The 24,683-nt window shown below is 71.4% G+C and carries 28 protein-coding genes and 1 tRNA gene; 14 read left to right on the forward strand and 15 right to left on the reverse strand.

The features are described from left to right. Positions 1 to 32 precede the first annotated feature (32 nt). The 3 genes from MET9862_RS15270 to MET9862_RS15280 form a co-directional block, all read right to left on the reverse strand. Positions 33 to 212 carry a hypothetical protein gene (locus tag MET9862_RS15270; RefSeq protein ID WP_142583766.1) on the reverse strand — a complete coding sequence of 60 codons (180 nt, stop codon included), beginning with the start codon at positions 210 to 212 and terminating at the stop codon, positions 33 to 35. Between the two features lie 169 nt (positions 213 to 381). Beyond that, complete coding sequence (locus MET9862_RS15275) at positions 382 to 927, reverse strand: adenine phosphoribosyltransferase (protein ID WP_142583767.1); 546 nt, start codon at positions 925 to 927, stop codon at positions 382 to 384. Positions 928 to 988: 61 nt separating this feature from the next. Beyond that, positions 989 to 1,783, reverse strand: a complete 795-nt coding sequence (locus MET9862_RS15280) for an inositol monophosphatase family protein (protein WP_142583768.1) — start codon at positions 1,781 to 1,783, stop codon at positions 989 to 991. A gap of 239 nt (positions 1,784 to 2,022) precedes the next feature. Here MET9862_RS15280 and MET9862_RS15285 point away from each other — a divergent pair, with 239 nt between their 5' ends. Continuing rightward, a complete protein-coding gene (locus tag MET9862_RS15285; protein WP_142583769.1) occupies positions 2,023 to 3,711 on the forward strand; it encodes a methyl-accepting chemotaxis protein in 1,689 nt (562 codons plus the stop codon). Between the two features lie 89 nt (positions 3,712 to 3,800). Here the strand turns inward: MET9862_RS15285 and MET9862_RS15290 are convergent, their stop codons facing one another. Continuing rightward, entirely contained in the window at positions 3,801 to 5,015 is a 1,215-nt protein-coding gene (locus tag MET9862_RS15290; protein ID WP_142583770.1) for an NADP-dependent isocitrate dehydrogenase, read from the reverse strand. A gap of 198 nt (positions 5,016 to 5,213) precedes the next feature. Beyond that, positions 5,214 to 6,230 carry a gamma carbonic anhydrase family protein gene (locus MET9862_RS15295; RefSeq protein ID WP_142583771.1) on the reverse strand — a complete coding sequence of 339 codons (1,017 nt, stop codon included), beginning with the start codon at positions 6,228 to 6,230 and terminating at the stop codon, positions 5,214 to 5,216. A gap of 203 nt (positions 6,231 to 6,433) precedes the next feature. Here MET9862_RS15295 and MET9862_RS15300 point away from each other — a divergent pair, with 203 nt between their 5' ends. Continuing rightward, positions 6,434 to 6,937, forward strand: a complete 504-nt coding sequence (locus MET9862_RS15300) for a molybdenum cofactor biosynthesis protein MoaE (RefSeq protein ID WP_142583772.1) — start codon at positions 6,434 to 6,436, stop codon at positions 6,935 to 6,937. A gap of 44 nt (positions 6,938 to 6,981) precedes the next feature. Next, on the forward strand, positions 6,982 to 8,160 hold the full coding sequence (locus MET9862_RS15305) for an AI-2E family transporter (RefSeq protein ID WP_142583790.1): 1,179 nt from the start codon (positions 6,982 to 6,984) through the stop codon (positions 8,158 to 8,160). Here MET9862_RS15305 and MET9862_RS15310 read toward each other — a convergent pair whose 3' ends face one another. After that, positions 8,161 to 9,393 (reverse strand): amidase, encoded by a 1,233-nt coding sequence (locus tag MET9862_RS15310; RefSeq protein ID WP_142583773.1) that lies wholly within the window; start codon positions 9,391 to 9,393, stop codon positions 8,161 to 8,163. Positions 9,394 to 9,481: 88 nt separating this feature from the next. Here MET9862_RS15310 and MET9862_RS15315 point away from each other — a divergent pair, with 88 nt between their 5' ends. The 9 genes from MET9862_RS15315 (at position 9,482) to MET9862_RS15355 (ending at position 17,353) form a co-directional block, all read left to right on the forward strand. Further along, on the forward strand, positions 9,482 to 10,480 hold the full coding sequence (locus tag MET9862_RS15315; RefSeq protein WP_142583774.1) for an extensin-like domain-containing protein: 999 nt from the start codon (positions 9,482 to 9,484) through the stop codon (positions 10,478 to 10,480). A gap of 242 nt (positions 10,481 to 10,722) precedes the next feature. After that, complete coding sequence (locus tag MET9862_RS15320; protein ID WP_373322010.1) at positions 10,723 to 11,148, forward strand: hypothetical protein; 426 nt, start codon at positions 10,723 to 10,725, stop codon at positions 11,146 to 11,148. Between the two features lie 44 nt (positions 11,149 to 11,192). Further along, on the forward strand, positions 11,193 to 11,873 hold the full coding sequence (locus tag MET9862_RS15325; RefSeq protein WP_142583776.1) for a ribonuclease T2 family protein: 681 nt from the start codon (positions 11,193 to 11,195) through the stop codon (positions 11,871 to 11,873). A 108-nt stretch (positions 11,874 to 11,981) separates the two neighbouring features. Beyond that, positions 11,982 to 12,827 (forward strand): 23S rRNA (adenine(2030)-N(6))-methyltransferase RlmJ, encoded by an 846-nt coding sequence (locus tag MET9862_RS15330; RefSeq protein WP_142583777.1) that lies wholly within the window; start codon positions 11,982 to 11,984, stop codon positions 12,825 to 12,827. Positions 12,828 to 12,987: 160 nt separating this feature from the next. Further along, entirely contained in the window at positions 12,988 to 14,541 is a 1,554-nt protein-coding gene (locus MET9862_RS15335; protein WP_142583778.1) for a sensor domain-containing diguanylate cyclase, read from the forward strand. Between the two features lie 180 nt (positions 14,542 to 14,721). Then, positions 14,722 to 15,045, forward strand: a complete 324-nt coding sequence (locus tag MET9862_RS15340) for an XdhC family protein (protein WP_142583779.1) — start codon at positions 14,722 to 14,724, stop codon at positions 15,043 to 15,045. 1 nt (position 15,046) lies between these two features. Beyond that, positions 15,047 to 15,742, forward strand: a complete 696-nt coding sequence (locus tag MET9862_RS15345) for an XdhC family protein (RefSeq protein ID WP_142583780.1) — start codon at positions 15,047 to 15,049, stop codon at positions 15,740 to 15,742. Beyond that, positions 15,739 to 16,764: a molybdopterin-binding protein gene (locus MET9862_RS15350; protein WP_142583781.1), complete on the forward strand. Its 1,026-nt coding sequence runs from the start codon at positions 15,739 to 15,741 to the stop codon at positions 16,762 to 16,764. The genes MET9862_RS15345 and MET9862_RS15350 overlap by 4 nt, the downstream gene beginning before the upstream one ends. After that, positions 16,757 to 17,353 carry a nucleotidyltransferase family protein gene (locus tag MET9862_RS15355; protein WP_142583782.1) on the forward strand — a complete coding sequence of 199 codons (597 nt, stop codon included), beginning with the start codon at positions 16,757 to 16,759 and terminating at the stop codon, positions 17,351 to 17,353. Before MET9862_RS15350 ends, MET9862_RS15355 begins: the two co-directional genes overlap by 8 nt. On the opposite strand, the gene MET9862_RS15360 is transcribed toward MET9862_RS15355, so the two are convergent. From MET9862_RS15360 to bcsS, 3 genes are all read right to left on the reverse strand, one after another. Further along, a complete protein-coding gene (locus tag MET9862_RS15360) occupies positions 17,329 to 17,505 on the reverse strand; it encodes a DUF2256 domain-containing protein (protein ID WP_185156879.1) in 177 nt (58 codons plus the stop codon). The two genes, MET9862_RS15355 and MET9862_RS15360, sit on opposite strands and share 25 nt — an antisense overlap. A gap of 4 nt (positions 17,506 to 17,509) precedes the next feature. Further along, complete coding sequence (locus MET9862_RS15365) at positions 17,510 to 18,373, reverse strand: formyltransferase family protein (protein ID WP_142583784.1); 864 nt, start codon at positions 18,371 to 18,373, stop codon at positions 17,510 to 17,512. Between the two features lie 203 nt (positions 18,374 to 18,576). Further along, a complete protein-coding gene (gene bcsS / locus MET9862_RS15370) occupies positions 18,577 to 19,269 on the reverse strand; it encodes a cellulose biosynthesis protein BcsS (protein WP_142583785.1) in 693 nt (230 codons plus the stop codon). 384 nt (positions 19,270 to 19,653) lie between these two features. Here bcsS and MET9862_RS15375 point away from each other — a divergent pair, with 384 nt between their 5' ends. Continuing rightward, positions 19,654 to 20,256: an exopolysaccharide biosynthesis protein gene (locus tag MET9862_RS15375; RefSeq protein WP_280178971.1), complete on the forward strand. Its 603-nt coding sequence runs from the start codon at positions 19,654 to 19,656 to the stop codon at positions 20,254 to 20,256. A 35-nt stretch (positions 20,257 to 20,291) separates the two neighbouring features. Here MET9862_RS15375 and MET9862_RS15380 read toward each other — a convergent pair whose 3' ends face one another. Next, complete coding sequence (locus MET9862_RS15380) at positions 20,292 to 20,420, reverse strand: TFIIS helical bundle-like domain containing protein (protein WP_142583786.1); 129 nt, start codon at positions 20,418 to 20,420, stop codon at positions 20,292 to 20,294. A 313-nt stretch (positions 20,421 to 20,733) separates the two neighbouring features. Between MET9862_RS15380 and MET9862_RS15385 the strand changes: the two genes are divergently transcribed. Next, a tRNA-Ser gene (locus MET9862_RS15385) sits at positions 20,734 to 20,823 on the forward strand. Between the two features lie 85 nt (positions 20,824 to 20,908). On the opposite strand, the gene MET9862_RS15390 is transcribed toward MET9862_RS15385, so the two are convergent. From MET9862_RS15390 to MET9862_RS29825, 5 genes are all read right to left on the reverse strand, one after another. Further along, positions 20,909 to 22,225, reverse strand: a complete 1,317-nt coding sequence (locus MET9862_RS15390; protein WP_142583787.1) for an MFS transporter — start codon at positions 22,223 to 22,225, stop codon at positions 20,909 to 20,911. Positions 22,226 to 22,443: 218 nt separating this feature from the next. After that, entirely contained in the window at positions 22,444 to 22,899 is a 456-nt protein-coding gene (locus MET9862_RS15395; protein WP_142583788.1) for a cupin domain-containing protein, read from the reverse strand. A 94-nt stretch (positions 22,900 to 22,993) separates the two neighbouring features. After that, entirely contained in the window at positions 22,994 to 23,242 is a 249-nt protein-coding gene (locus MET9862_RS15400; RefSeq protein ID WP_142583789.1) for a hypothetical protein, read from the reverse strand. Positions 23,243 to 23,479: 237 nt separating this feature from the next. Then, a complete protein-coding gene (locus MET9862_RS15405; RefSeq protein ID WP_185156880.1) occupies positions 23,480 to 23,986 on the reverse strand; it encodes a hypothetical protein in 507 nt (168 codons plus the stop codon). Positions 23,987 to 24,321: 335 nt separating this feature from the next. After that, a partial coding sequence (locus MET9862_RS29825; protein WP_210248107.1) for a hypothetical protein occupies positions 24,322 to 24,683 on the reverse strand: 362 nt, incomplete at its 5' end.

The raw sequence follows: 24,683 nt of genomic DNA on the forward strand, positions 1-24,683 counted from the left end.
ACACCGAGACTGGGCGGCGCGCGGACCGCCCCTCAGGCGTTGCCGACCGGGATCCGGCCGCGCCCGCGCAGGAGCAGCACGCCCCCGAGGGCGAGGCTCGCGATGCTTCCCCCGAGCGGCGCGAGCAGGAAGGCGCCGTGTCCGAGGAGGCGCCACGCGGCGATGACGGTGAGCGTCGCTCCCATCAGGGCGACCGCAAGATGGCGGAACATCGGGATGCGACCTCGAACGCACGACCGAATCAGGTCGTGCGTCTTCAGATCTACAACGCCCACTCCGCTGGAGAAATCGGAAACGCATCCCCTCCGGCCGCGGCCGGCAAGACCGGGACGATCGGGCCGCGAGCGCCGGAAGCGGGCGCGAAATCCCCGCGAGACCGGCTCAATGCCCCTCGAATTCCATCAGGGTCCGCACCGGAACCCCGAGGTCGCGCAGGCGCTGCGCGCCACCGATCTCCGGCAGGTCGATGACGAAGCAGGCGGCGACGATCTCGGCACCCATGCCGCGCAGCAGGTTCACCGCGGCCGTCGCCGTGCCGCCGGTGGCGATGAGGTCGTCCACCAGGATCACGCGGTCGCCCGCCTTCACCGCGTCGACGTGGATCTCGATCTCGTCGGTGCCGTATTCGAGGGCGTAGGCCATCGACACGGTCTTGTGCGGCAGCTTGCCCTTCTTGCGGATCGGCACGAAGCCGGTGGAGAGCTGATGCGCCACCGCGCCGCCGAGGATGAAGCCGCGCGCCTCGATGCCCGCCACCTGGTCGATCCGGCCGCCCGCGAAGGGGTGGACCAGCGAATCGACCGCGCGCCGGAAGGAGCGCGGGTCGCTGAGCAAGGTGGTGATGTCCCGGAAGATGATGCCGGGCTTGGGGTAGTCGGGAATCGAGCGGATCGATTCCTTGAGCGCGACGTGGCGGCGGGCTTCCATCAGGACATCCTCTGAGACGGTCGCGTTAAAGCAGACCGTGCGGCGGCTTGCCAATCGGAACTCAGGCCTGAACCTTCTTCAGAATGGCGAGCAGTTCCCGCTGCAGGGTCTCGTTGCCCGCGCAGACCGAGCGGGTGGCGAGCGGCTCGGCCGCCCCGTCCGCCGCGGTGACGAAGCCGCCGGCCTCGCGCACCAGGATGACGCCCGCCGCGAAATCGTAGGTCTGGAGATCGCGCTCCCAGTACGCGTCGAGGCGCCCGCAGGCGACGTAGGCGAGGTCGAGGGCCGCCGAACCCATGCGCCGGGTGCCGCCGGAGACCGCCATCACGGCACCGACCTCGCGCAGCAGGCGCGGATGGTTGCCGCGGCCGAGATAGGGCGTGCCGTAGGCCACCACCGCGTCGGCCATGTCGTTGCGGCCGGAGACGCGCAGGCGGCGGTTGTTGAGGTAGGCGCCCTTGCCGCGCTCGGCCACGAACAGCTCGTCCTTGACCGGATCGTAGATCACGCCGGCCACGATCTGGCCCTCGCGCTCCAGCCCCACCGAGATCGCGAAATGCGGGATCCCGTGCAGGAAGTTGGCGGTGCCGTCGAGAGGATCGATGTGCCAGGTGTGGCTCTTGTCCGTGCCCTCGATCGTGCCGTTCTCCTCCAGCACCATCCCGTAGCCGGGCCGCGCCTTCATCAGGGCGTCGCGCAGCACCTCCTCGGCCTTCCGGTCGGCGGCCGAGACGAAGTCGCCCGGCCCCTTGCGCGAGACCTGCAGGTTCTCGACCTCGCCGAAATCGCGGCGCAGGCCGCGCGACGCCTTGCGCACGGCATCGACCATCACGGTCATCAGGGGGGATGAGATCATCGCGGGATCCGAATGTCGAAGAGCGTTTGCGCCGCGTTAAACGCTCCGCCGCCCGGAATCGAGCCCCTACGCCGCATGGGTGTCATATGCGGGCGCAGCCGCGGACCGGGTGTTTCCTGCCACCTGCCCACGCATCCTGACCTAAACTGCAACCCGGTAGATCCGGCCTTAACCATCTGCGGGTGAAACATCCCGGGCGACCGGCCCCGACCTGCACACCCGGTCGCGCGAGGCCCGCCATGATCCCCCGTTCCCTGACGATCCGTGCCAAGCTCACGGCCGCGTTCTGCACGCTCCTGCTCTTCGTCGCCGGCCTGGCGTGGATCGGCTATGCCAGCACCGCGCGGGTGAACGGCCTCCTGCTCGACGTGCAGACCAACTGGCTGCCGAGCGTGCGCACCGCGGCCCAGGTCGACGCGCTCACCGGGCGCTACACGACCAGCGTGCTGCGCCACATCCTCACCAGCGAGCCGAAGATGCTCGCGAGCATCGACAAGGATCTCGTGGAGCGCGCACGCAAGCTCGACGAAGCGCGCCGCGCCTACGAGCCCCTGATCAGCTCGGCCGAGGAGCGCGCCCAGTACGCGACCTTCACCCGCAGCTGGGGCGACTTCACCGCGGCGGTCGAGGGGATTCTCACCCTGTCGCGCGAGGGTCACAAGGCCGAGGCGCTGGCGCTCTACGAGACGCGCGGCGTGGCCCCGCGCCGGGCCGCCTCCACGGCCCTCGACGCGATCGTGGCCCTCAACAATGCCGGCGCCGCTCAGGCCGAGACCGACGGGGCGGCGACCTATGCGCAGACCCGCACGATCCTCGTCGCGGCAGGCCTCGGCGCGATGCTGGTGGCGATCCTGCTCGGCGCGCTGATCATCCGCTCGATCAGCCGCGACATCGCCTCGGTGGTGACGCCGATGAACGCGCTCGCGGCCGGCGACACCGGCGTCGCGATCCCCCATCAGGGCGCCCGGACCGAGATCGGCACGATCGCCGCGGCGATGCAGGTCTTCAAGGAGGGGCTGATCCGCATGCGGACGCTCGAGGCGGAGACGGCCACCGCCCGCGCGGGCGCCGAGGCACAGCGCAAGGCGGCGATGCGCGAGATGGCCGATGGCTTCGAGCGCGCGGTGAGCGGCATCGTCGGCGGCGTGACCGCGGCGGCGACCGAGCTTCAGGCCACGGCTCAGAGCATGGCCGGCACCGCCACGCAGACCGCGAGCCAGTCCACCACCGTGGCGGGCGCGGCGAACGAGGCCGCGGCCAACGTGAACACGGTGGCCGCGGCGGCCGAGCAGCTCGGCGCGTCGGTCGACGAGATCAGCCGGCAGGTCGACGGCTCGGCGGGCCTCGCCAACGCCGCCGAGTCGGATGCCGACCGCACCGTCGGGCTCGTGCAGGATCTCGCCCAGGCCGCCTCCAAGATCGGCGACGTGGTGGCGCTGATCTCGCAGATCGCCGGCCAGACCAACCTGCTCGCCCTCAACGCCACGATCGAGGCAGCGCGCGCCGGGGAAGCCGGGCGCGGCTTCGCGGTGGTGGCCGCCGAGGTCAAGGAACTCGCCAACCAGACCGCCAAGGCCACCGACGAGATCAGCCAGCAGATCGGCCAGATCCAGGGGGCGACGAACCAGGCGGTCCAGGCCATCACCGGGATCGCCGGCCGCATCCGCGAGATCAGCGGCGTCGCCACCTCGATCGCCACCGCCGTCGAGGAGCAGGGCGCGGCGACGCAGGAGATCGTGCGCAATGTCGCCCAGGCCGCCACCGGCGCGGGCGCGGTGACGACGACGATTGCCAACGTGGCCCAGGCCGCCGAGGAGACCGGGGCGGCCGCTGCGCAGGTGCTGGGTGCGGCCTCGGAGCTGTCGCGCCAGTCCGAGCACCTCAACGCCGAGGTCACCCGCTTCCTCACCACCGTCCGCGCGGCGTAGGACGGCCAGACTCCGAGGCTGAACGGACAGGGGCCGGCGGTTCGCACCGCCGGCCCCGTCTCGTTGTCGTCCCGTGAGTCGAAGGGCGCTCAGGCGCCCATCGCGGCCTTGAGGTTCTGGTCAACCTTGTCGAGGAAGCCGGTGGTCGAGAGCCACTTCTGGTCCGGCCCGACGAGGAGGGCGAGATCCTTCGTCATGAAGCCCGCCTCGACCGTGTCGATGCAGACCGTCTCAAGCGTGGTGGCGAACTTGGCGAGCGCCGCGTTGTCGTCGAGCTTGGCCCGGTGGCTGAGGCCGCGCGACCAGGCGAAGATCGAGGCGATGGAGTTCGTCGAGGTCTCCTTGCCCTTCTGGTGCTCGCGGTAGTGGCGGGTGACCGTGCCGTGGGCGGCCTCGGCCTCGACGGTCTGGCCGTCGGGGGTGAGCAGGACCGAGGTCATCAGGCCGAGCGAGCCGAAGCCCTGCGCGACGGTGTCCGACTGCACGTCGCCGTCATAGTTCTTGCAGGCCCAGACATAGCCGCCGGACCACTTCAGCGCCGAGGCGACCATGTCGTCGATCAGGCGGTGCTCGTAGACGATCCCGAGCGCGTCGAAGCGCGACTTGAATTCGTTCTCGTAGACCTCCTGGAACAGGTCCTTGAAGCGCCCGTCATAGGCCTTGAGGATGGTGTTCTTGGTCGACAGATAGACTGGGTACTTGCGGTTGAGACCGTAGTTCAGCGAGGCGCGGGCGAAGTCGCGGATCGAGTCGTCGAGGTTGTACATCGCCATCGCGACGCCGGCCTCGGGGAACTTGAAGACCTCCTTCTCGATCACCGTGCCGTCCTCGCCCTCGAACTTGATCGAGAGACGGCCCTTGCCAGGGACCTTGAAGTCGGTGGCGCGGTACTGGTCGCCGAAGGCGTGGCGGCCGACCACGATCGGCTGCGTCCAGCCGGGGACGAGGCGGGGCACGTTCTTGCAGATGATCGGCTCGCGGAAGATCACGCCGCCGAGGATGTTGCGGATCGTGCCGTTGGGCGACTTCCACATCTCCTTCAGGCCGAACTCCTTCACCCGCGCCTCGTCGGGGGTGATGGTCGCGCATTTCACGCCGACGCCGTGGCGCTTGATGGCGTTGGCGGCATCGACCGTGACCTGGTCGTTGGTGGCGTCGCGGTGCTCCACGCCGAGGTCGTAGTACTCCAGATCGACGTCGAGATAGGGGTGGATGAGCTTGTTCTTGATCTCCGCCCAGATGATCCGGGTCATCTCGTCGCCGTCGAGCTCGACGACCGGGTTCGCCACCTTGATCTTCGCCATGATCCGTGCGCCTTCCTGAGCCAGGGCCTCTAGAGCGGGCCTTCCTGGCGGCCTCCAGGCAATCCGGATGCCGCAACCGGCGCCGTCCATAGCGTGCGTCGCAACACGCGGACAAGGTGCGCGCCGGAGCGCGGTGACAGCCTCCGGGCTCTGTCAGGCCGGTCTCGGTCTCCTCGCGCGGGCTCGAAGCAGCACCCTCTACTCCGCCTCGGCCTGCGCCACGCGATACTCCCGCCCATGCTTGCAGTAACCCTCGACGATGCGGGCCATCATGGCGCGCTTGTCCGCATCGAGAGGCCCGAGGATGCGGGCCGGGCGTCCGCCCCAGAGATGGCCGCCCTCCAAGAGCTGACCGGGATCGGTGGTGGCGCCGGCCGCGAGCATGACCTCGTCGGCGATCACCGTGCCGGGCGCGATCGATGCGCCGATGCCGATCAGGCAACGCGCGCCGATGCGGCAATCGCCGATGCGCACATTGTGGCCGATCGTGGTGTCGCGGCCGATCACCACGCCCTCGGCCCGGCTGCGGATGACCGTGTTGTCCTGGATGTTGGTGTCGGCGCCGACCACGATCGGGCCGACCTCGGCATGGAGGTCGCAGGAGAACAGCACGCTCGATCCGGCGCCGAGGCTGACGCGGCCGCGCAGGCGCGCGGTGCGGGCGACGAAGACCGTCTCGTCCACCTCCGGCGGCGCGGCGGGCAGCGCGGTGCCCTCGCCCATGCCCTCGCGCAGGCGCTCTGCCCGCTCGGCGACCTCGGCCCGCTCGATCGGCCGGCGCGGCTTGGCGGGCGTGCCGCCATAGACGAAGCCAGCGGGCAGCTCGGCCCGCGGGAACACGGTGGAGCCCGCCTCGATCACCACGCCGTCGCCGATCGCCGCGCCATCGAGGATCACCACGTCGTCCTCGATCACCACGTCCGAGCCCACCGTGCAGGCATGGACCACGCTGTTGCGGCCGACCGTCACCCGGTCGCCGCAGAGGGTGCCGTGGGTGAAGGTGGCGATGTGCACGGTCGAGCGGTGACCGAGCCAGAACCGCTCGCCCACCGTGACGCTCTGGCCGTCGGCGCGGATGACGCCATCGTCGCCGATCCAGGCCTGGGCACCGATCGTCGCGGCGCCGATCACCGTGCTGCCCCGGCCGCACCAGACCGGGCGGCTCGCGAAAACCGGCAGGACGCCCTCGTAGGGCAGGATCAGGTCGGGGCTCACGGGGTCGTCCTCGATGCAGTTCCGCGCCGGCCCGGCGCGGCGACGCTTTTCGGCGCCGGAGGGCAATCCCGCGCGGGTCGCGCACGGGAGCACCTGCCGTGCCGTCCTGCGGTGCCATATAGACCCCCGGGAGGTGGGTGTCAGGCACGGGACCGCGTGCCGGGCCGCGAGGCCCCCTCCCCTGTCAGGAGTCCCGACCCGCCATGCCGCCAGACTCGCCAGCAGGCACGCCGCCCGCCCCGCAGCCGGACCCGTCGCTCGTCAGCATTCAGGCCGCCCCGTTCGACGTGGCCGCCGAGATCGCCCGGGTCGAGTCCGCGCATGGCGGCCGGGCGGGTGCGGTCGTCACCTTCACCGGCCTGTGCCGGGATGAGGGCGGGCGGCTCACCGGACTGGAGCTGGAGCACTATCCCGGCATGGCCGAGGCCGAGATCGGGCGCGTGGTCGCCGAGGCGCAGGATCGCTGGCCGCTCCACGCGGTCCGGGTGATCCACCGGCACGGGCTGGTGGCGCCGGGCGACGGGATCGTCCTGGTGATCGTGGCGTCGAGCCACCGGATCGCGGCCTTCGAGGCGGCGAGCTTCCTGATGGATTACCTGAAGACCCGCGCGCCGTTCTGGAAGCGCGAGCATCTCGCCGACGGGACCACGGGCGGCTGGGTCGAGGCGGCGGAGGCCGACGACGCGGCCGCAGCCCGTTGGGCCTGAGCGGCAGGCAAGGGACGGGCATGGCGGCAGAGACCGGGACGGACATGGCGGCGAACGTGGCAGCACAGACGGCGGGCGCCGACGGAACGGATGCGGGCGGGCCGCCGGTCGGCCCCTGGCGGGGAGCACGGCCGCTTGCGCTTTCCGGCATCGGCGTGGTCTGCTTCTGCGTCCTGCTCGCGCTCGCCTGGCGGGCGGCGGACACCCTGCTCCTGATCTTCTCGGGCGTGCTGCTCGGCGTCTTCCTCGACGGGCTGACCCGGGGGCTCGGGCACGTCTTCCCCCTCCCGCGCTGGCTGCGGCTCACCGCCGTCTGCCTCGCCCTGGCGGCCGGCACCACGGGCCTGGCGAGCATCGGCGGCGCCACCATCGCCCAGCAAGGCCGCGACCTCGGCCAGACGGTGAGCGCGCAGGCCGGCACGGTGCGCGACTGGCTCGCCCAGCGCGGCATCGACGTGCCCTTCCCCGGCCAGGGCGGCGAGGGCGGCAAGCCGGATTCCGATGCCAAGGACGGGCAGAAGTCCGGCGGCCTCCAGGGGCTGGCCGCCGGCATCCTCAAGAGCCCGGGCTCGCTCCTGTCCGATGCCGGAAACGTGCTCGGGCCGGCGGCGGCCGTGGTGCTCGGCCTGTTCAACGCCCTCGGCAACATCGCGGTGATCGTGTTCCTCGGCATCGCCTTCGCGGCCGATCCGGGCAGCTACCGCGACGGCGTGCTGCGCTTCGTGCCGCCGCGTAGGCGCCCGCGCGGGGCCGCCGTCCTCGACGGGGCGGGCGAAACCCTGCGCCACTGGCTGTTCGGCCAGCTCCTCACCATGGCGGTGATCTTCCTGTGCACCTGGGCCGGCCTCGCCTTCCTCGGGATCGGCGGCGCGCTGATCCTCGGGCTGCAGGCGGGCCTGCTCGCCTTCGTGCCGACGATCGGGCCGCTCGTCGCGGGCGTCGTCATCCTGCTCGCGAGCCTCGCCTCGGGCACCAACGCGGTGCTCGGCGCCCTCGGCGTCTACCTCGCGGTCCAGACCCTGGAGAGCTACGGACTCACGCCCTTCATCCAGAAGCGGGCCCTCGACATCCCGCCCGCCACGATCTTCGCCGGCCAGCTCCTGCTCGGCGTGATCTTCGGCCTCTGGGGCATCGCGCTGGCCCTGCCGCTCATGGCGGTGATCAAGGTGATGCTCGACCAGATCTACGTCGAGGACGTGCTCGGAGAGTCCAAGGACCGCTGATCACTGCCGCGCCAGCGCCTCCTCGATCAGCCGCGCCACGGCAAGCGCGCGGCCGTCATCGCCGAACCGGGCAATCACCTGCACGCCGACCGGCAGGGGGCCGCCCGGCACCGGCACGTTCACGCAAGGGACGCCCATCAGGGTCCAGAGCCGATTGAAGCGCGGGTCGCCCGTCGAGGCGAGGCCCTGCGGCGCGGGGCCGGGTGCCGAGAAGGTGAGCAGCGCGTCGTAATCGGAGAACAGGTCCTTCAGGGCCCGGCGGGCATGGTGGGCGGCGCGGCGCGCCGCGTCGTATGCGGAAGCCGGGATGGCCTGTGCCCCGTCGAGATGCTGCCCGAGCTGCTCGGACAGGGCGGCACGATGCGTCGCATATTCCCAGCCGAGGGCCTGGGCCGCCTCGTAGTCCTGGATCACCCGCTGACGCGTCCAGGCCTCCGGCATCGGCTCGGGGAGGATCAGGTCGTCGACGCGGGCACCGGCCCGCTCGGCGGCGCGCCGGGCGGCCTCGAGGGCGGCGCGCGCCTCCGGCTCGGCCTCGCCCGCGAAATCCTGCAGGACGAGGCCGATGCGCGGCGCCGCGACCGCAGCGCCCGCGATCTCCGGGCGGTTGGCGAGGACGGCCAGCGCGTAGGCGAGGTCCTGCGTGCCGGCCGCGAACAGGCCGAGCGTGTCGAGCGCCCAGGAGAAGGTCTTCACGCCCACCGTCGGCAGCAGGCGGAAGGAGGGCTTGATCGCGGCGCAGCCGCAGAAGCTCGCGGGCCGGATCACCGAGCCCGCCGTCTGCGTGCCGAGGGCCAGGGGGAGCAGGCCCGCGCCCACCGCCGCGGCCGAGCCCGCCGAGGAGCCGCCCGGCGTGCGGCCGGGATCGTGCGGGTTGCGCGTCTGGGTCGGGTCGGCGCTGGCGAAGGGCGAGGTCGTGGTCTTGGCCAGGATCGCGGCGCCGAGCCGTCGCAGGCGCGCCACCACCGCGGCATCGGCCTTCGGCTGCCAGCCGGCATAGATCGGCGAGCCCATCTGCGTCGGCATGTCGGCGGTGTCGATGATGTCCTTCACGCCGACCGCGATGCCGGCGAGCGGCCCCGTCTCCGGGACGGCCGCCTCCGCGCGCAGGCTCGCCAGGGCGCCGATCCCGGGGTCGCGGGCGGCGATCGCCGCGCGGCAGAGGTCGATGGCGCCGGCCGGCGTGAGCTGGCCGGCCTCGATGCGGGAGCGGATGTCGAGAAGCGAGAGCATGGCTCGGTCTGTCCGGCCCCGACCGATCCTGTCAACGCCGGGGCAACGTTGACGAAGGCTTTACGGAGAGCTGCGCATTCTCCGCGCCATGTGGCGTAGCGTAATTGCGTTCTCCGCCCTGGCGCTGGCCGGCGCGGGGCTCACGGGCTGTGCGCTCAACAAGTTCGAGCGGCGCGACCCATGGCGGGATCAGGCGGAGCAGATCTGCCTGTCCAAGAAGCTCGTGACCCCGACCGAGTTCATCATCCCGGTCAAGGAAATCGACGGGCCCGGCCCCTGCGGCATGCAGCAGCCCTTCCGGGTGACGCGGCTGGCGGGCGGCACCGTCGCGCTCAAGCAGCGCATGACCCTGGGCTGCCCGGCGCTCTCCGAGGCCGAGGCGTGGCTCGCCGACACGATCCAACCGGCAGCCGAGCTGTATTTCGGCCAGCCCGTCGCCGAGATCAATGCCGGCTCCTATGCCTGCCGCGGGCGCAACAACCAGCCCGGCGCCAAGCTCTCCGAGCATTCCTTCGGCAACGCCGTGGATATCATGTCCTTCAAGCTGGCGGACGGCTACGTCATCACCGTGAAGGGCGGCTGGCGCGGCACCGAGGCCGAGCAGGGCTTCCTGCGGGAGGTCTTCCTGGGCGCCTGCCAGCGCTTCACCACCGTGCTGGCGCCGGGGTCGAACGTCTTCCACTACGACCACATCCACGTGGACCTCGCCCGACACGATCCGCGGGGCCTGCGCCGCATCTGCCAGCCGCTGATCAAGTTCACGCCGCAGCTCGGCGCCGAGGGCCGCACGCCCTCGCGGCCGTTGCCGCCGCCGCGTCAGCCGGCCCCGCCCCAGGCGCCGATCGACGTCGAGGAGGACGATCCCTACGGCGTGACGCCGATGTCGCAGAACCGCGCGGCCACGCAGGTGGCCCGCGCCCCGGCCCGTCCGCAGGAGCCCGCCCTGCATCAGGCCCCGGCGGCCTACGCCTCGGTGCCGCCGCGGCCAGCGCCCCCGCGCGCCGCCCCGCCGCGGAGCGCCTTCGAGCCCGATGCCATGCCGCTGTCGATCAGCCCGCCGGGCGCCTCGCCGGGTCCGCTCTACTGACATCGCCGCGGCATCGCGCCGGCAGGCGGCGCGCTCGCGTCATCGCCGACGGATCGGGGCGCGCGATGTGACCCCCCTGCCGCACCGCCACGGGAATCGACCTCGGCCGGCGCCCGCGGCTTGACTCGGGGCCGGCCGGGTTCATCGTCCTCCGGATTCAGGAATCCGAGCGTACGAGTCCGCCCATGTCGCCCATCGCCGCGAAGTCGCGCCGGCTCCCCGCCGCCCTCGGTGCCGGCCTGATGCTGCTGGCCGCCCTGCAGCCGGCGCTTGCCCGCTCGGCCCGCGAGGAGATCGAGCCCGCCGAGGAGCACACCTTCCCCTACGACGCGAACATCCCCGGCTGCCAGGATCCGGGCGTGCTGGAGAAGGTCTCGGACCAGTTCGCCGAGAAGGAAGCGAAGTTCTGGAACTCCTCGCTCACCATCGTGGCCTTCGACCGGATCGAGCGCACCGCCTGGCGGCCCTACGGCCTCGATTACATCCCGCGCCGCTTCTGCTCGGCGACCGCCACCACCTCGGACGGCGTGCGCCGCAAGGTCGATTACTCGGTCCGCGAGAACCTCGGCATCATCGGCTCGACCTGGGGCGTCGAGTTCTGCATCCACGGCCTCGACCGCGACCTCAGCTACGCCTACGCCACCGCCTGCCGCATGGCGCGGCCGTAGGATCGCGGCACACCCACACGCTTCGACCTTTCGGGGGGACGGTCATGCGGGACGGGATCTTGAGACGATTCGGATGCGCGGCCGCCTGCCTGCTCGGCTTGCTGCCCGCGGCAGCAAGGGCGCAGGATTACGGCGGCTTCAGCCGCAGCGACCGGCCGGGCGCCTTCGACTTCTACGTCCTCGCCCTGTCCTGGTCGCCGACCTATTGCGAGACGGCGGACCGGCCCGATGCGCGGCAATGCGCGTCCGGCCGCGGCCTCGGCTTCGTGGTGCACGGGCTCTGGCCGCAATTCGAGCGTGGCTATCCGCAGAACTGCTCGGCGGTGGAGCGCGCGCCCACTCGGCAGGCGATGGAGGTGGCGGGCACGGTCTATCCGAGCGAGGGCCTCGCCCGCTACGAGTGGCGCAAGCACGGCACCTGCTCGGGCCTCGACCCGGCCGCCTATTTCCGTGCCGCCCGCGACGCGCGCGAGGCGGTGACGATCCCGGACGATCTGAAGGGCGGCGGTCCCGAGCGGCGCATGGCCCCGATCGAGATCGCCCGCCTGTTCGTCGCGGCGAACCGGGGCCTGCGCCCTGACATGATGCAGGTCGCCTGCGCGCGCGGCGCGCTGCAGGAGGTGCGGATCTGCTTTTCCAAGGACCTGCGCGGCTTCACCCCCTGCCCCGAGCTCGCCCGGCAGAACTGCCGCGCCGGGACCGTCACGGTCGGCGCCGGGCGCTGATCCCACGCGCCGGTGCTCCCGTGCCTGCGGGACGGCGCGACTTCGTGTAAGGGCACGTCACGACCTTCCGATCGGCGGGAGATCCGTGAGAGACATCAGACCGCCCGCATGAACTACCGGCACGCCTTCCACGCGGGCAATTTCTGCGACGTCCTCAAACATCTCGTGCTGGCGCGGGTTCTGGCGCATCTCCGCCTCAAGCCCACCGCCTTCCGGGCGATCGACGCCTTCGCAGGGCTCGGCCTCTACGACCTGACCGCCGACGAGGCGGAGCGCACCGGCGAGTGGCGCGAAGGCTGGGGCCGGCTCGACGCGCCGTTCCCGGAAGCGGTGGAGGGCCTCCTCGAACCCTACCGGGCGGCGGTGGCGGCGGTGCGGTCGCGCCACGGCGACACCGTCTATCCGGGCTCGCCGGCCGTGATCCGCGAGGCCCTGCGCCCAGGGGACCGCGGCGTCTTCGTCGAGTTGCACCCGGTCGATGTCGAGACCCTGCGCGAGCGCTACAACCGGGATTCCCGCACCAAGGTGGTGCATCTCGACGGCTGGACGGCGATCAACGCGATGATCCCGCCGCCCGAGCGGCGCGGGCTCGTGCTGATCGACCCGCCCTACGAGGTGCCCGGGGAGATCGCGCGCCTGGGCCTCCACCTCGCCAAGGCGGTGCGGAAATGGCCGACCGGAATCTTCCTCGCTTGGTACCCGATCAAGGATGCCGCAGCCATCGACCGCATGGCGCAGGGCCTCGACCAGGATCTGGGGCGCCCCGGATTGCGCCTCGATCTCATGATCGACCGGCCGGACGGCACCCGCCTCGCGGGCACCGGGATGATCGTGATCAACCCGCCCTGGCGGCTCGCCGAGGAGGCGGCTCTGTTCCTGCCGGCCCTGGCCTCCCGCCTCGCCCGCGGCGGCTACGGCGGATTCCGCTGCGACGCGATCGGAACGCCGACCTGAGCGGACCAGATCCATGCCCCTGTACTCACGCATGTTCCTTCGCTGTACCGGTGCCAGACCCGACAAGTCCCGCTCTGGACCGATCTTCTAAAGGCAATATTCAGCTTTTGACCGGACAAAGGCCGCGAAATAGGGCGCTGATCCAGGGAGCCGCATGAGAATGGGTTCGCCGCGCCGCGTCGCATCCTGGCTCCGGTCGGCCCGCACCTGGATCGTCCTCGGAGTCCTCGCGCCCATCGGCATGGTCGCGGTCTCGGGCGTGATGCTCATCGAGATGCGCGGGGACGCGTGGGAAAGAGCCGAGCAGACCTCGCGGAACCTGCTTCAGGTGGTCGAGCGCGACATCGCGCGCAACGTCGAGATCATCGACCTGTCGCTCCAGGCGGTCATCGACAATCTACAGGCTCCGGGGGTGGCGGAGGCGACCCCGGAACTGCGCCAGTTGATCCTGTTCGACCGCGCGGCCAGCGCCAAGGATCTCGGCGTGATGCTCGTCCTCGACGAGAATGGGGACAGCGTGATCGATGCGGCCGGCTGGCCCGCCCGCCGGCTGAACAACGCGGACCGCGCCTACTTCCAGGCCCACAAGGCCGACCCCAAGCTCGGGCTCCACATCAGTCAGCCCTTGGTCTCGCGTCTGGGCGGAAACAGCATCATTGTGCTGAGCCGCCGGATCGACAAGCCGGACGGCTCCTTCGGCGGCTTGGTGCTCGCCAGCCTCTCGCTCTCCTATTTCGACCGGCTGTTCGAGCGGCTCGAACTGGGACGGCTCGGCGCCATCAACCTCTACCGCCGCGACGGCACGCGCATCACCCGCTACCCGTCCATCGCCAGCGATATCGGCGCGAACATCGCGGGCACGCAGAATTTCGAGCTGTTCGCGGGCGCGAGGAGCGGCCGTGCGGTCGCCATCTCCGTGCGCGACGGCATCGAGCGCTTCTACACCTTCACCCAGGTCGGCGACCTGCCGCTCATTCTCAACGTCGCCCTGGCAACGCAGGAGATCGAGGCCGAGTGGCGCGTGCGGGCCCTGGTGATCGGTGCGGTGGTGCTGGTCCTGTGCGGGCTCACCATCGGACTGTCGCTGCTGTTCGGCCGGGAGCTTCGACGCCGCGCCGCCGTGGAGGCGGAACTGGCCCGGCTCTCCCACACCGATGCCCTGACCGGGCTCGCCAACCGCCGCCGCTTCGAGGATGCCCTGGCGGAGGCCTTCGACGGGCTCCGGGCTGGGAGCGAGCCGCTCTCGCTCCTCATCGTCGATGCCGACCACTTCAAACGCTACAACGACCGCTACGGCCACGCCGTGGGGGATACGGTGCTGAGGGCGCTGGCCGGCGCCCTGTCGGCAAGCGTCCACCGGCCCGACGACCTCGTCGCCCGTGTGGGCGGCGAGGAGTTCGCCCTGCTTCTGCCCAGCACCGACGCGGACGGTGCCCTCCGCATCGCGGAGAAGATCCACGCCGAGGTGGCGGCCCTCGCCATCGGCAGCGCCGGGATCGGCGCCGAGGCCGTGACCGTGAGCATCGGCCTCGCCACAGCCCCGCACGGGAGACCCGCGGATCTCTTCGGCCGCGCCGATGCCGCGCTCTACGAAGCCAAGGCAACCGGACGGAACCGGACCTGCCAAGCTCCCTCCCTCGGCACGGCGCCTGCGTCCAGCGAGACCAGCGACTCTGCGAACCGGCCCCAGCACCGGCACGCGCAAACGGTCTGAGGGACCGGCCACGACGGAGCATCAGAGACGATCCGAGGGAGACAGCTCCGCGTCCGGGACGTATCGAAGCCGGCGGGCAGCGGCCTGGGGCGGCGCTCTCACCTTGCGCCGGCCCCGGCACGCCATACCTGCGGGAGACCCGGACCCGTCGCGGCTTTCGGGATCACAAGGCCTGGATCCATGCTCTCCTCCGACACCGACATCCTGGCCGCCGCCGAGACGTGGCGGCGCGCGGGGCGCGGGGTGGCGCTCGCCACGGTGATCGAGACCTGGGGCTCGGCCCCGCGACCGGTGGGCAGCCACCTCGTCATCGACGAGGCCGGGAGCTTCCTCGGCTCGGTCTCGGGCGGCTGTGTCGAGGGCGCCGTGATCGCGGACGCCCTCGACGTGATCGCGGAGGGCAAGCCCCGCATCCTCGAATTCGGCGTGGCCGACGAGACCGCGTGGCGAGTCGGCCTGTCCTGCGGCGGCCGCATCCGCGTCTATGTGGAGCGGATCGACTGATATGCGCGACCACACCCTTCAGGCCTTGAATGCCGAGCGGGCCGCGCGCCGTCCGGCCGTTCTCGTCACCGACATCGCGGAGGGGACGCAGCGCCTCGTGACCGCGGAGGCACTGACCGGCGACCCGCTCGCGCCGCTTCTGCGCAAGGCCCTGGCCTCGGGCAGGAGCGGGCTCGTCGAGGCGGAGGGGCGCGCGATCTTCCTCACCGTGCAGGTGCCGGCCGTGCGCCTCGTGGTGATCGGCGCCGTCCATATCTCGCAGGCCCTCGTCCCGATGGCCGCCGCCCTCGACCTCGCGCTGACCGTGATCGACCCGCGCACCGCCTTCGCGAGCCCGGAGCGCTTCCCCGGCACCGAGCTCGTGGCGGAATGGCCGGACCGGGCGCTCGGCTCCCGGGTGCCCCCGCTGGATCCCTACTGCGCGCTCGCCGCCCTGACCCACGATCCCAAGATCGATGATCCGGCGCTCCAGGCGGCCCTCCGCGCCGGCTGCTTCTATGTGGGCGCGCTGGGTTCCCGGAAGACGCATGCGGCCCGCCTGGCGCGGCTCGCCGAGGCCGGCTTCTCCGAGGCGGAGACCGCCCGCATCCGCGCGCCGATCGGGCTCGACATCGGCGCGGCGACGCCCGCCGAGATCGCGCTCTCGGTGCTCGGCGAGATCGTGCAGGCCTTGCGCCATCCGGAGGGGCACGCGTGAGATTCGGCCCCGTGCCGGTGGCCGAGGCCGCCGGGCTCATCACCGCCCACACCCTCCGCACGGCCGACACCACCCTGCGCAAGGGCCGCATCATCCCGCCCGAGATGACGGCCGACCTTGCCCGGGCCGGGATCGACGCCGTGGTGGCGGTCCGGCTCGAGCCCGGCGATGTCGGCGAGGACGAGGCGGCTGGCCGGCTCGCCCGCCATGTCGCCGGCACCGGCCTTGCCGCCGAGGCGCCGTTCACCGGCCGCTGCAACCTGTACGCGGAGACAGCCGGCGTGCTGCTCGTGGAGCGGGGAACCGTCGATGCGGTGAACGCCGTGGACGAGGCCGTGACCCTCGCGACCCTGCCGCCCTTCAAGCCGGTGGTCGCGGGCGAGATGGTGGCGACCGTCAAGATCATCCCCTACGCGGTCGCCGGCGCGACCCTGGCGCGGGCCGTCGCGGCGGCGACCGGACCGGCGCTCGGCATTGCTCCCTATCGCCGTCGGCGCGTCGGCGTCGTCTCGACGCTGCTGCCGGGCCTGAAGCCGGCGACGCTCGACCGCACCCGCGCGGTGCTCGCCGCACGCCTCGCTCCCACGGGCGCGGCGATCCTGGCCGAGCACCGGGTGCCGCACACGGCTGCCGCGGTCGCCGAGGCCCTGGCCGGTCTGGCGGATGCAGGGGCCGACCTCGTGATCGTCTTCGGCGCCTCGGCCATCGCCGATCGACAGGACGTGATCCCCGCCGGCCTGGAGCGGGCGGGCGGGTGCGTCGACCATCTCGGCATGCCGGTCGATCCCGGCAACCTGCTCCTGGTCGGGCGTCTCGGCACCGTGCCGGTGATCGGCGCACCGGGCTGCGCCCGCTCGCCGAAGGAGAACGGCTTCGACTGGGTGCTGCACCGCCTGCTCGCCGGTCTGACGGTGACCCGCGCCGACATCGTCGCCCTCGGCGTCGGCGGCCTCCTGATGGAGATCGTCTCCCGCCCGCAGCCCCGCGCCGGCGGCGAGAGCGCCGAGGACGGCGATGCCTGAGACCGGCATCGTCCTGCTGGCGGCGGGACGCGGCATCCGGTTCGGCGCGCGCCCGAAGCTCCTCGCCGCGCTCGACGGGCGCCCCCTCGTGCGGCACGCCGCGGAGACCGCGCTCGCGACACGGTTGCGGCCGGTCGTCGTCGTGCTCGGCGCGCAGGCGGCCCCGGTGCGGGCGGCCCTGGCCGGCCTCGACCTCGCCTTCGTCGAGAATCCGGACTTCGCCGCCGGCCTCTCGACCTCGCTGAAGGCCGGGCTCGCCGCCCTGCCCGAACGCTGCGCCGGAGCGGTGGTGATGCTCGGCGACATGCCGCGGGTCATGCCGGCCCTGGTCGCGCGTCTTGCCGACGCCTTCGACGGCAGCCAGGCCGCCGTGGTCCCGGTCGCGGGCGGACGCCGCGGCAATCCGGTCCTGCTGAACCGGCGGCGCCTCGCCGCGGAACTCGCGGGGCTTGACGGAGACCGCGGCGCCGGCCCCCTGCTGGCCGCACGGGCGGATGTCCTGGAGATCCCGGGCGATCCGGGCAGCGGGCTCGACATCGACACGCCCGAGGCGCTGGCGGCGCTTCAGCCGGGCCGCTCGGGCTCCTGAACGCGCTGGCGCCGCGCCTCCGTGCGACAGCGGTCGGAACAGTAGCGCACCGCGTCCCAGACCCGTTCCCACTTCTTGCGCCACGCGAAGGGACGGCCGCACTGCGCGCAGGTCTTGACGGGAAGATCGCCCTTGCGGCGCATCGGCGGCATCGCTTCAGCGGCCGATCCGGCCGGCCTCCGCGAGCGGGACCGGCGACCAGCGGGTAATCTGGACGTAGCCGTCGCGGGCCGCGATCACGAGGTGGCGGCGGTAGCGGTGCACCACGGCACCGGGCGTGTGGCCGTGCGCCTCGTGCCAGCCGCTCGCCTCGGCCACGAAGATGCGGCCCTCGTCGAGGCGCGCCAGGGTCTCGATGGCGCCGAAAGCGCGCACCCGGCGCAGCACCGCATCGACTCCGGCGCGGAAATCGAGGGTGCGGTCGGCATCCGTCGCCCGCGGCCAGTAGGAGCCGTCGCCCTGCGGCTCGGCCCGGCGCCAGCGCTGCGGCAGATCCCGCGCGATCGGGCCCGTGGCGATCAGGCGGGCCGCCATCTGGCATCGGGCGAGGAGCCCCTCGTGGTCCGCATTCGCGGGGAGCGGGAAGATGTCCTGCGCGATGATGTCCCCGGTGTCGAAGCCGTCCGCCAGCACGTGGGCGGTGACGCCCCAGCTCTCGTAGCCCTCCTCGATCGCCCGGAAGAGCGGATAGGGCCCGCGTCCGGTCGGCAGGGGCGAGGGATGGATGTTCAGCCCGTAGGCGGCCCGGCCGCGCCAGCCCGTCACCAGCCAGGGATAGCCCGCCACCACCAGCGCCCAGTCACGCCCATGCGCGGCCTGCAGCATGTCGAGGTCGGCCGTGCGGATGCGCGAGAGCTGGATCGGGATGCGGAACTGCCGGGCGCGCGCCACCACGGTCTCGTTGTGGTCGTAGATGCCGTCGCAGGGGCGGGTGAACAGCTTGATCGGGGTCCAGCCCGCCTCCAGCAGCCCGTCGAAGACGCCGCCGAGGAAATCGATGCCGGCAAACGCGAACTTCATGATCTCTCCGGCGGACGGGGCTGCGACCTGGATGGCGACGGCGGGAGCGGGAGGGCTGCCCCGACAGATCCCCCCGGGCATCGTCATACCTTGCTCGCGGCCGGCGGCGCGGCAAGAGGCACGGTAAGAGGCGAGGCGGCAGGCGCGGTCCGCCCTAGCAGGAGCGTGAGACGGGCGTGCCGGGCCCCGTGACGGCCGGTGCTTCAGAACGGCGTCCAGGCCGAGATCGAGAGGTAGGGATAGGGGTCGCGCAGACCCGTCTCCGTCTGAAGTCCGGCAGAGATGCGCAGGCTGAAGCGACCGAGGTCGAAATCGGTGGCATGCAGGCCGAGCGCCGATTTCCGGTAGCCGAGCCGGTCGGCGTAGAGGCTCGCCTCCGGACCGAGATACGCGCCCCAGAGCCGGTATCCCCAGGCAAGGCGCAGCCAGGCATCCATCCGCGCCGTGCCGAGAATCGCGGTGCCCTGGACCAGGGTGTCGTCGGTCGGACGGGCCCAGAGCTCACCGTGCAGACGCAGGCCGTAGCGCGGCGGCGGCATCGCGCTGCCGAACCCGCCCGTCAGCATCTCGACCGAGCCCTCGGGCCCGGCATAAAGCGCGACGACGCCCCAATCGGAAACCCATTGATGACCGGCGAGGGCCGAACCCATCGCCGTGCGCCGTTCGCGAGAGACGGTGACGGCAGGTGCGAAGGCGCACGTCGCGCGCTCCGCCCTCGATCCGGTCCCGAAACTTGCCAGCAGGAGGAAGCCGTCGCGGTCGAGCCGGCCAAATCCCAGCTTCGCGCCGGTGGTCAGAAACGTAGAGGCGCCGGCATCCAGGCTGCCGAACAGCAGGAGATTCCAGGTCTCGTCCGCACGGACGGATGTCGAGGCCAGTATCAGCGGCGCAGCCATGCCCGCACCGACCGCTCTCCATCCGCGCCGTATGAGGCATGCAGCCAACAGGCGTATCCCTGACGAAATACATCCTCAGCGAGCATCCCTTTGAACAGCCCGGAATGCCGCCTCATGACTGCTGTATCGTAATATTCACTGTCCGGAAGATCCAGTTTTCTCCGGACAAAATAGGAACGTCAGGCCGATCCCCTCCTTCGAGTCTGCCAATCGCGCAGGAAACAAACCTGACGGAAATCCAGACCCGCGCGGACATTGCGAATCGGCTTGGCTGTTCGTGACCTGTGGGTCCGGGCCCATCCCGGATCAGCGTGGACCTCGGAACTTGGCGACCGTCCGGAACTCGGCTAGAGCCGCGCCGGGACAGCCAACCGCGGTCGAGCCTTGTATTCCGGTGCACGAACGTCCGAAGTCCTCACGATCCTGGCGAGCCAGGAGGGGGACCGTCTGACGGTCGGCGACATCGTCGCCGTGCTGCGAGACCGTGCCTTCGCGCTGCTGGTGGTGTTGCTCGGCCTGCCGAACTGCCTGCCGATGCCGCCGCCGATCCCGCTCGTTTGCGGCCTGCTGCTGCTGCTCGTCGCGATCCAGATCGCGGCCGGGATGTCGGCCCCCTGGCTGCCGAGCAGGCTGCTCGGCCGGTCGATTCCGCGGCGGGACGTGAAGCGCGCCGTTGACCGCGCGGTGCCGCTGTTGCAGCGGCTGGAGCGCTGGTCGCGCCCGCGGATGAGCGTGTTCGAGAGCGCGCTCGGCATGCGCGGCATGGGCGTGGCGCTCCTGACCCTCGCCATGGCGCTGATCGTCGCCGCACCGGTGATCGGCCAGATCCCGCTCGGCCTCGCGGTCTGCCTGGTCGGCCTGGGGCTGGTGGAGCGCGACGGCATCGTCGTGCTGGTCGGCCTCGCCATCGGCGTGGTCGGCGTCGCCCTGAATGCCGGCTTCGTCTACGCCATCGTCTCCGGGATCATGGCCCTGTTCGGCCTGTAGAGCGGCACGGGCGGGGCCCGTGCCGCCGGGCCCCGCTACTTCCGCAGGATCTTGGTGACGAGCCGCCCGATCGGCGTGCTCGAATCCGCGTTGCGGCCGTCGCGGACGACGGGCCGATCCTCATTGCCGAGGATCTTGGTGACGATGCGTCCGATCAGGCTCATGGGAACCTCCTCAGCTAACGGACTGGGACGGCGGCCGACCCGAATATGCCGCGCGTCCAGCCTCGGATGTGATGCGCGCGCCGCGCCGGACCGCCGTTTCGGGAGCGGATCGCGTGCTGCGGCGCAGCTTCCCCCTTCAACGGGCGAGCCGCGCGCCCGTTCCTCGCGGGCCGTCGGGTGGGCCGCCAGGAGGCGGTCTGCGCAAATCGTGGCGAGGCGCCTTGCGCCCGGCTGTCCTGGCAGGTACAGCACGCGCCACTCCGCATCCCGAGCAGCCGGCCACGCGCCGCGCGCCGCTCCGATCGCGGAGTCGGGAGGGGTGGCCGAGTGGTTGAAGGCGCACGCCTGGAAAGTGTGTATACCGGAAACGGTATCGCGGGTTCGAATCCCGCTCCCTCCGCCAGTTCTTCCTGAGACCGGACGACGGCCGTTCTGCCGGGCCCTGATCGCCTCTGCGCCTGGGCGCAGCGCCTCCGCTGCGCCACACCCTACTCGGCCGGAACCACGTGCGGGGCGGGGGGCGCCGCGGCGGTGTCGTCCCGGCGCGGCTCGTAGTTGTAGGTCTCCGGCATGAACAGCAGGTAGACCACGAAGCCCGCCGCCGCGACGGCAGCCAGGACCAGGAAGGCGGTCGAGTAGCCGGCGGACACGATGAGCACGCCGGCCAGCGTGGCGCTGAACGAGGCGCCGAGCCCCTGCGCCGTCGCGACGGCGCCCTGCGCCACGTTGAACCGGCCCGTGCCACGGGTGAGGTCGGCCACCACGATGGGGAACAGAGCCCCGTAGATGCCCGCCCCGATGCCGTCGAGGCACTGGACCGCCACCAGCCAGACCGGGTTGTCGGAGAGCGTGTAGAGAACGCCCCGCAGGGCCAGGAAGCCGAAGGCGACGAGGAAGATCGGCTTGCGTCCCCAGCCGTCGGCCTTGTGCCCGACCATGACCGCCATCGGCACCATCACGCATTGGGCGGCGACGATGCAGATCGCGATGAGGGAGGTCGCATAGTCCTTGCCGACCACCTTCGTCAGGAGCTGGCCCACCGAGGGCAGCATGGCGGCATTGGCCAGGTGGAAGGCGGCGCAGAGCACCGCGAACAGCAGCAGGCTGTGGTTCTGCAGGAGAGCCCCGACGCCCGACGCCTGCTGGCAATCCTGGGTCTCCGCGTAATCCAGGCCGCGGGCGAGGTCGTCGTCGATCGCGGAGGCCGGCACCATCAGCATCGCGCCGATCGAGCAGAGGGCAAGGATGCCCATCAGCCAGAACACCACGACCGGGCCGAACAGGTAGGCGAGACCGCCCGCGAGCAAGGCGGACACGGCGTTGCCCGCATGGTTGAAGCCCTCGTTGCGCCCCACCCGCTTCGAGAACAGCTTCGGACCGACGACGCCGAGGGTGATGCCGGCCAGCGCCGGCGGGAAGATCGCGCCCGCGATCCCGGAGAGCGACTGCGTCGCGGCCACGAGGTAGAAGTTGGAGATCCAGGGCAGGACGAGGCAGCTCGCGGTGACCGCGAGCGCGGCGGCGATGACGATGGCGCGCTTGGCGCGCGTCCGGTCGATCAGCGCGCCGGCCGGCGTCTGCGCGATCAGGCCCGCGATCCCGGCAATGGTCATGACGAGGCCGATCGTCGCCTCGTTCCAGCCCTGGTCGGGCCCGCGTACGGCGAGGAGGTAGATGGCGAGATAGGGACCGAGACCGTCGCGCACGTCGGCCAGGAAGAAGTTGAGGGCGTCGAGGCCGCGCAGGGTCGCGGCTGAAGGCTGGCGCGCGGCGCTCGGCGCGGCCATCGGGCGCGATGAGGTCATGGCGATCTCCGGATCGAAGAGGTCGTCAGGCGCCGTTTCCGGTTCTCGGATGAACCCGAATCATCGGCAGCGCGACAAGTGCCCGTGCGCCGTCCGGTTCCGCGCCGCGCGGCCCGGATGCCGCGGCGGCGTTTCACAACTGCGTTATGGTCTGTCGCCGAGCCGGACCGTGAGCGTGGGCCCCTTGCCAGCCTGCGCGCATGGTCGCGCCGGACCGCTCAGGAACCGCCCGTCCCGGCCCGGACCGCATCGAGATCCGGCCGGAGCACGACGCTCTCCTGCTCGTTCGGATCGGTCCGGGCGATGACCGCGACACAGGGCTCGTCGGCGCTCGGGTTGTAGGGCAGATGAGGCACTCCGGCGGGGATGTAGAAGAAGTCGCCGGGCCGGACGACCGCGTGCTCCTCAAGGCCCTCGCCGTACCAGCAGCCGGAGACGCCGCTCAGGGCGTAGATTGCCGTCTCGTGGCCCGCATGGAGATGGGCCTTGGCCCGCGCCAGCGGCGGGATCGTCACGAGCTGCAGGTGGATCCCCTGCGCCCCGACGCTCTCGGCCGAGATGCCGACCGTGTAGTCGAGCCCCTGCTTGCCGCGGACCGAGCGGTCGGCCCGGACCAAGCGGCACGTCTTGCCAGACAGGCTCGCGTCGGATGGGGAAGCCGCGGGCTGTGACATGAGCCCTCCGATCCGTTCGGCCGGTGCGGCCGGGATGGCCGCGAGACCGACAGCATACGCCGCCCGGACCATGCCGGGGAGAGAGTTTCCGCGATCAGGAGACCGAGACGCTCGTCAGGAGCGCAGCCGCGCGCCGGACCTCGGTGACGACCAGCTCCTCGCTCTCGCTTCCGCCGGCCATGTCGGCGAGGATCACCGAGACGTCCCGCTTCACGTCCTCGCGGATCTCGGGATTCTCCTCCGCCAGGCGGCCGATCAGCACGCCGACGACGATCTCCATCGCAGCGAACTTGGCCTGCAGCCGGGTCATCTCGTCGAGCGGTTCGGGCTGGTCTTCGGTCATCGGTCCCGCTTCCTCGTCGAACCGGCAGCCCGCGCCGGCCCGCCGTCTCCGCCCGGTGTAAGGGAGGCGCCAGCCGGCCGCCAAGGGCAGGGCCAGAGCGCTCTTAAGCCGAAGTGGACACCGGTTCGGCGCAAGAGAGCGCGTCAAAACAAGACTTCGGAGCCGTTCCCGATCGCGGCGCGATCGGGAACGGCTCTTGCGGCGTGATGGATCCGAGGAGGCGCGCCGAGCCGGGCCTCAGGCGGTCATGGCGAGGCGCGACCGAGCGGCCTCGCGGCCGAGCCGGCGCCGCGGCCGGGCAGAGGACACGCGCAGGAGCACGTTCGAGCCGGCAACCAGGGTGCCGGTGCGGTCGCGCAGCGCGGTCGGGCTGGGGATGATCGGCACGCGGGTGCCGTCCGGCCGCTCCAAGAGCATCTGCTGGCCGCGGGTGATCACCCCCGTCTGCAGAGCCACGGCCAGCGGGCTCTCGCCATGGGGCACCAGCGTGCCGTCAGGCTCGTAGAGGCGCCAGGAGCCGCACCAGCGCGCCTTGCCGAGCACCGGCCGGAACCCCCAGAGCTCGGCCGCCGCATCGTTGTAGTAGGTCAGCCAGCCCTCGGCATCCGTGGTGTAGACGGCAGCGGCGAATTCTTTGAACACCTCGGCGCGCGAGGGCTCGTAGTTCCAGCACCGATCGGGCCGGTCGAGCACGTATTCGAACGCGTCTGCGGGATCGTCCTGGAAGGCGTCGTCTCGGAACATGCCGCATTCTCCACGACAGCGGGCCCGTGGCCCGTCAACCACTCGGCTGCCCCCCTCTGTCGCGAGTACCTGGGAGCCGAAGAGCCGTGCCCGGCCTCCTGCCCGTCGGGACGCGCAAGGCGTCACACTCCAGATCGTCCAACTCCACGGGATTGTGCCTTGAAGCTTCCGGGGGCGGTCGCTCCACGACGCCATAACCGGCTCACGCCGATCTGGGCTCTCCCGCCAAGCCTTGTGCGGACGCGCTCTCTCTCGCACAAGTCGCACAGTCCGGCAACAGTTGAACGAGAATATCGCAGAGCAAAACGCAAGACGCGGCGCACAACGCGTGAAGGTCAGAGCAAGTCCAGACGAAAACGTTTCGACCCGGCTCGACAATCCCGCCCCGTCGCCCCGGCAGGCGGCGCGCTCTTGATTTTCGGGCGCGATTCGCGTGACACCGTGTCGCCGAATCCGGGGATCGTGCGGGCGGAAGCGCGCCCGTACCCTGGCGCACGGGCCCAAGTTCGGTCCGATCGATAGGGTCCGATGACGCCGATCTGGTTCATTCTCGCGGGCATGACCGCCGCCGCGGTCCTCGCTCTGCTCTGGCCGATGTCGCGTCCAACTCGCACATCTTCCTGGTGTGGATGACCGGGTCCTCGATGGTCCTGCTCGGCGTCGCGATCCTCTTCCTGCGCAACCAGATCAAGCCGAT

This window comes from Methylobacterium symbioticum (assembly GCF_902141845.1).
GTDB classification, from domain to species: Bacteria; Pseudomonadota; Alphaproteobacteria; order Rhizobiales; family Beijerinckiaceae; genus Methylobacterium; species Methylobacterium symbioticum.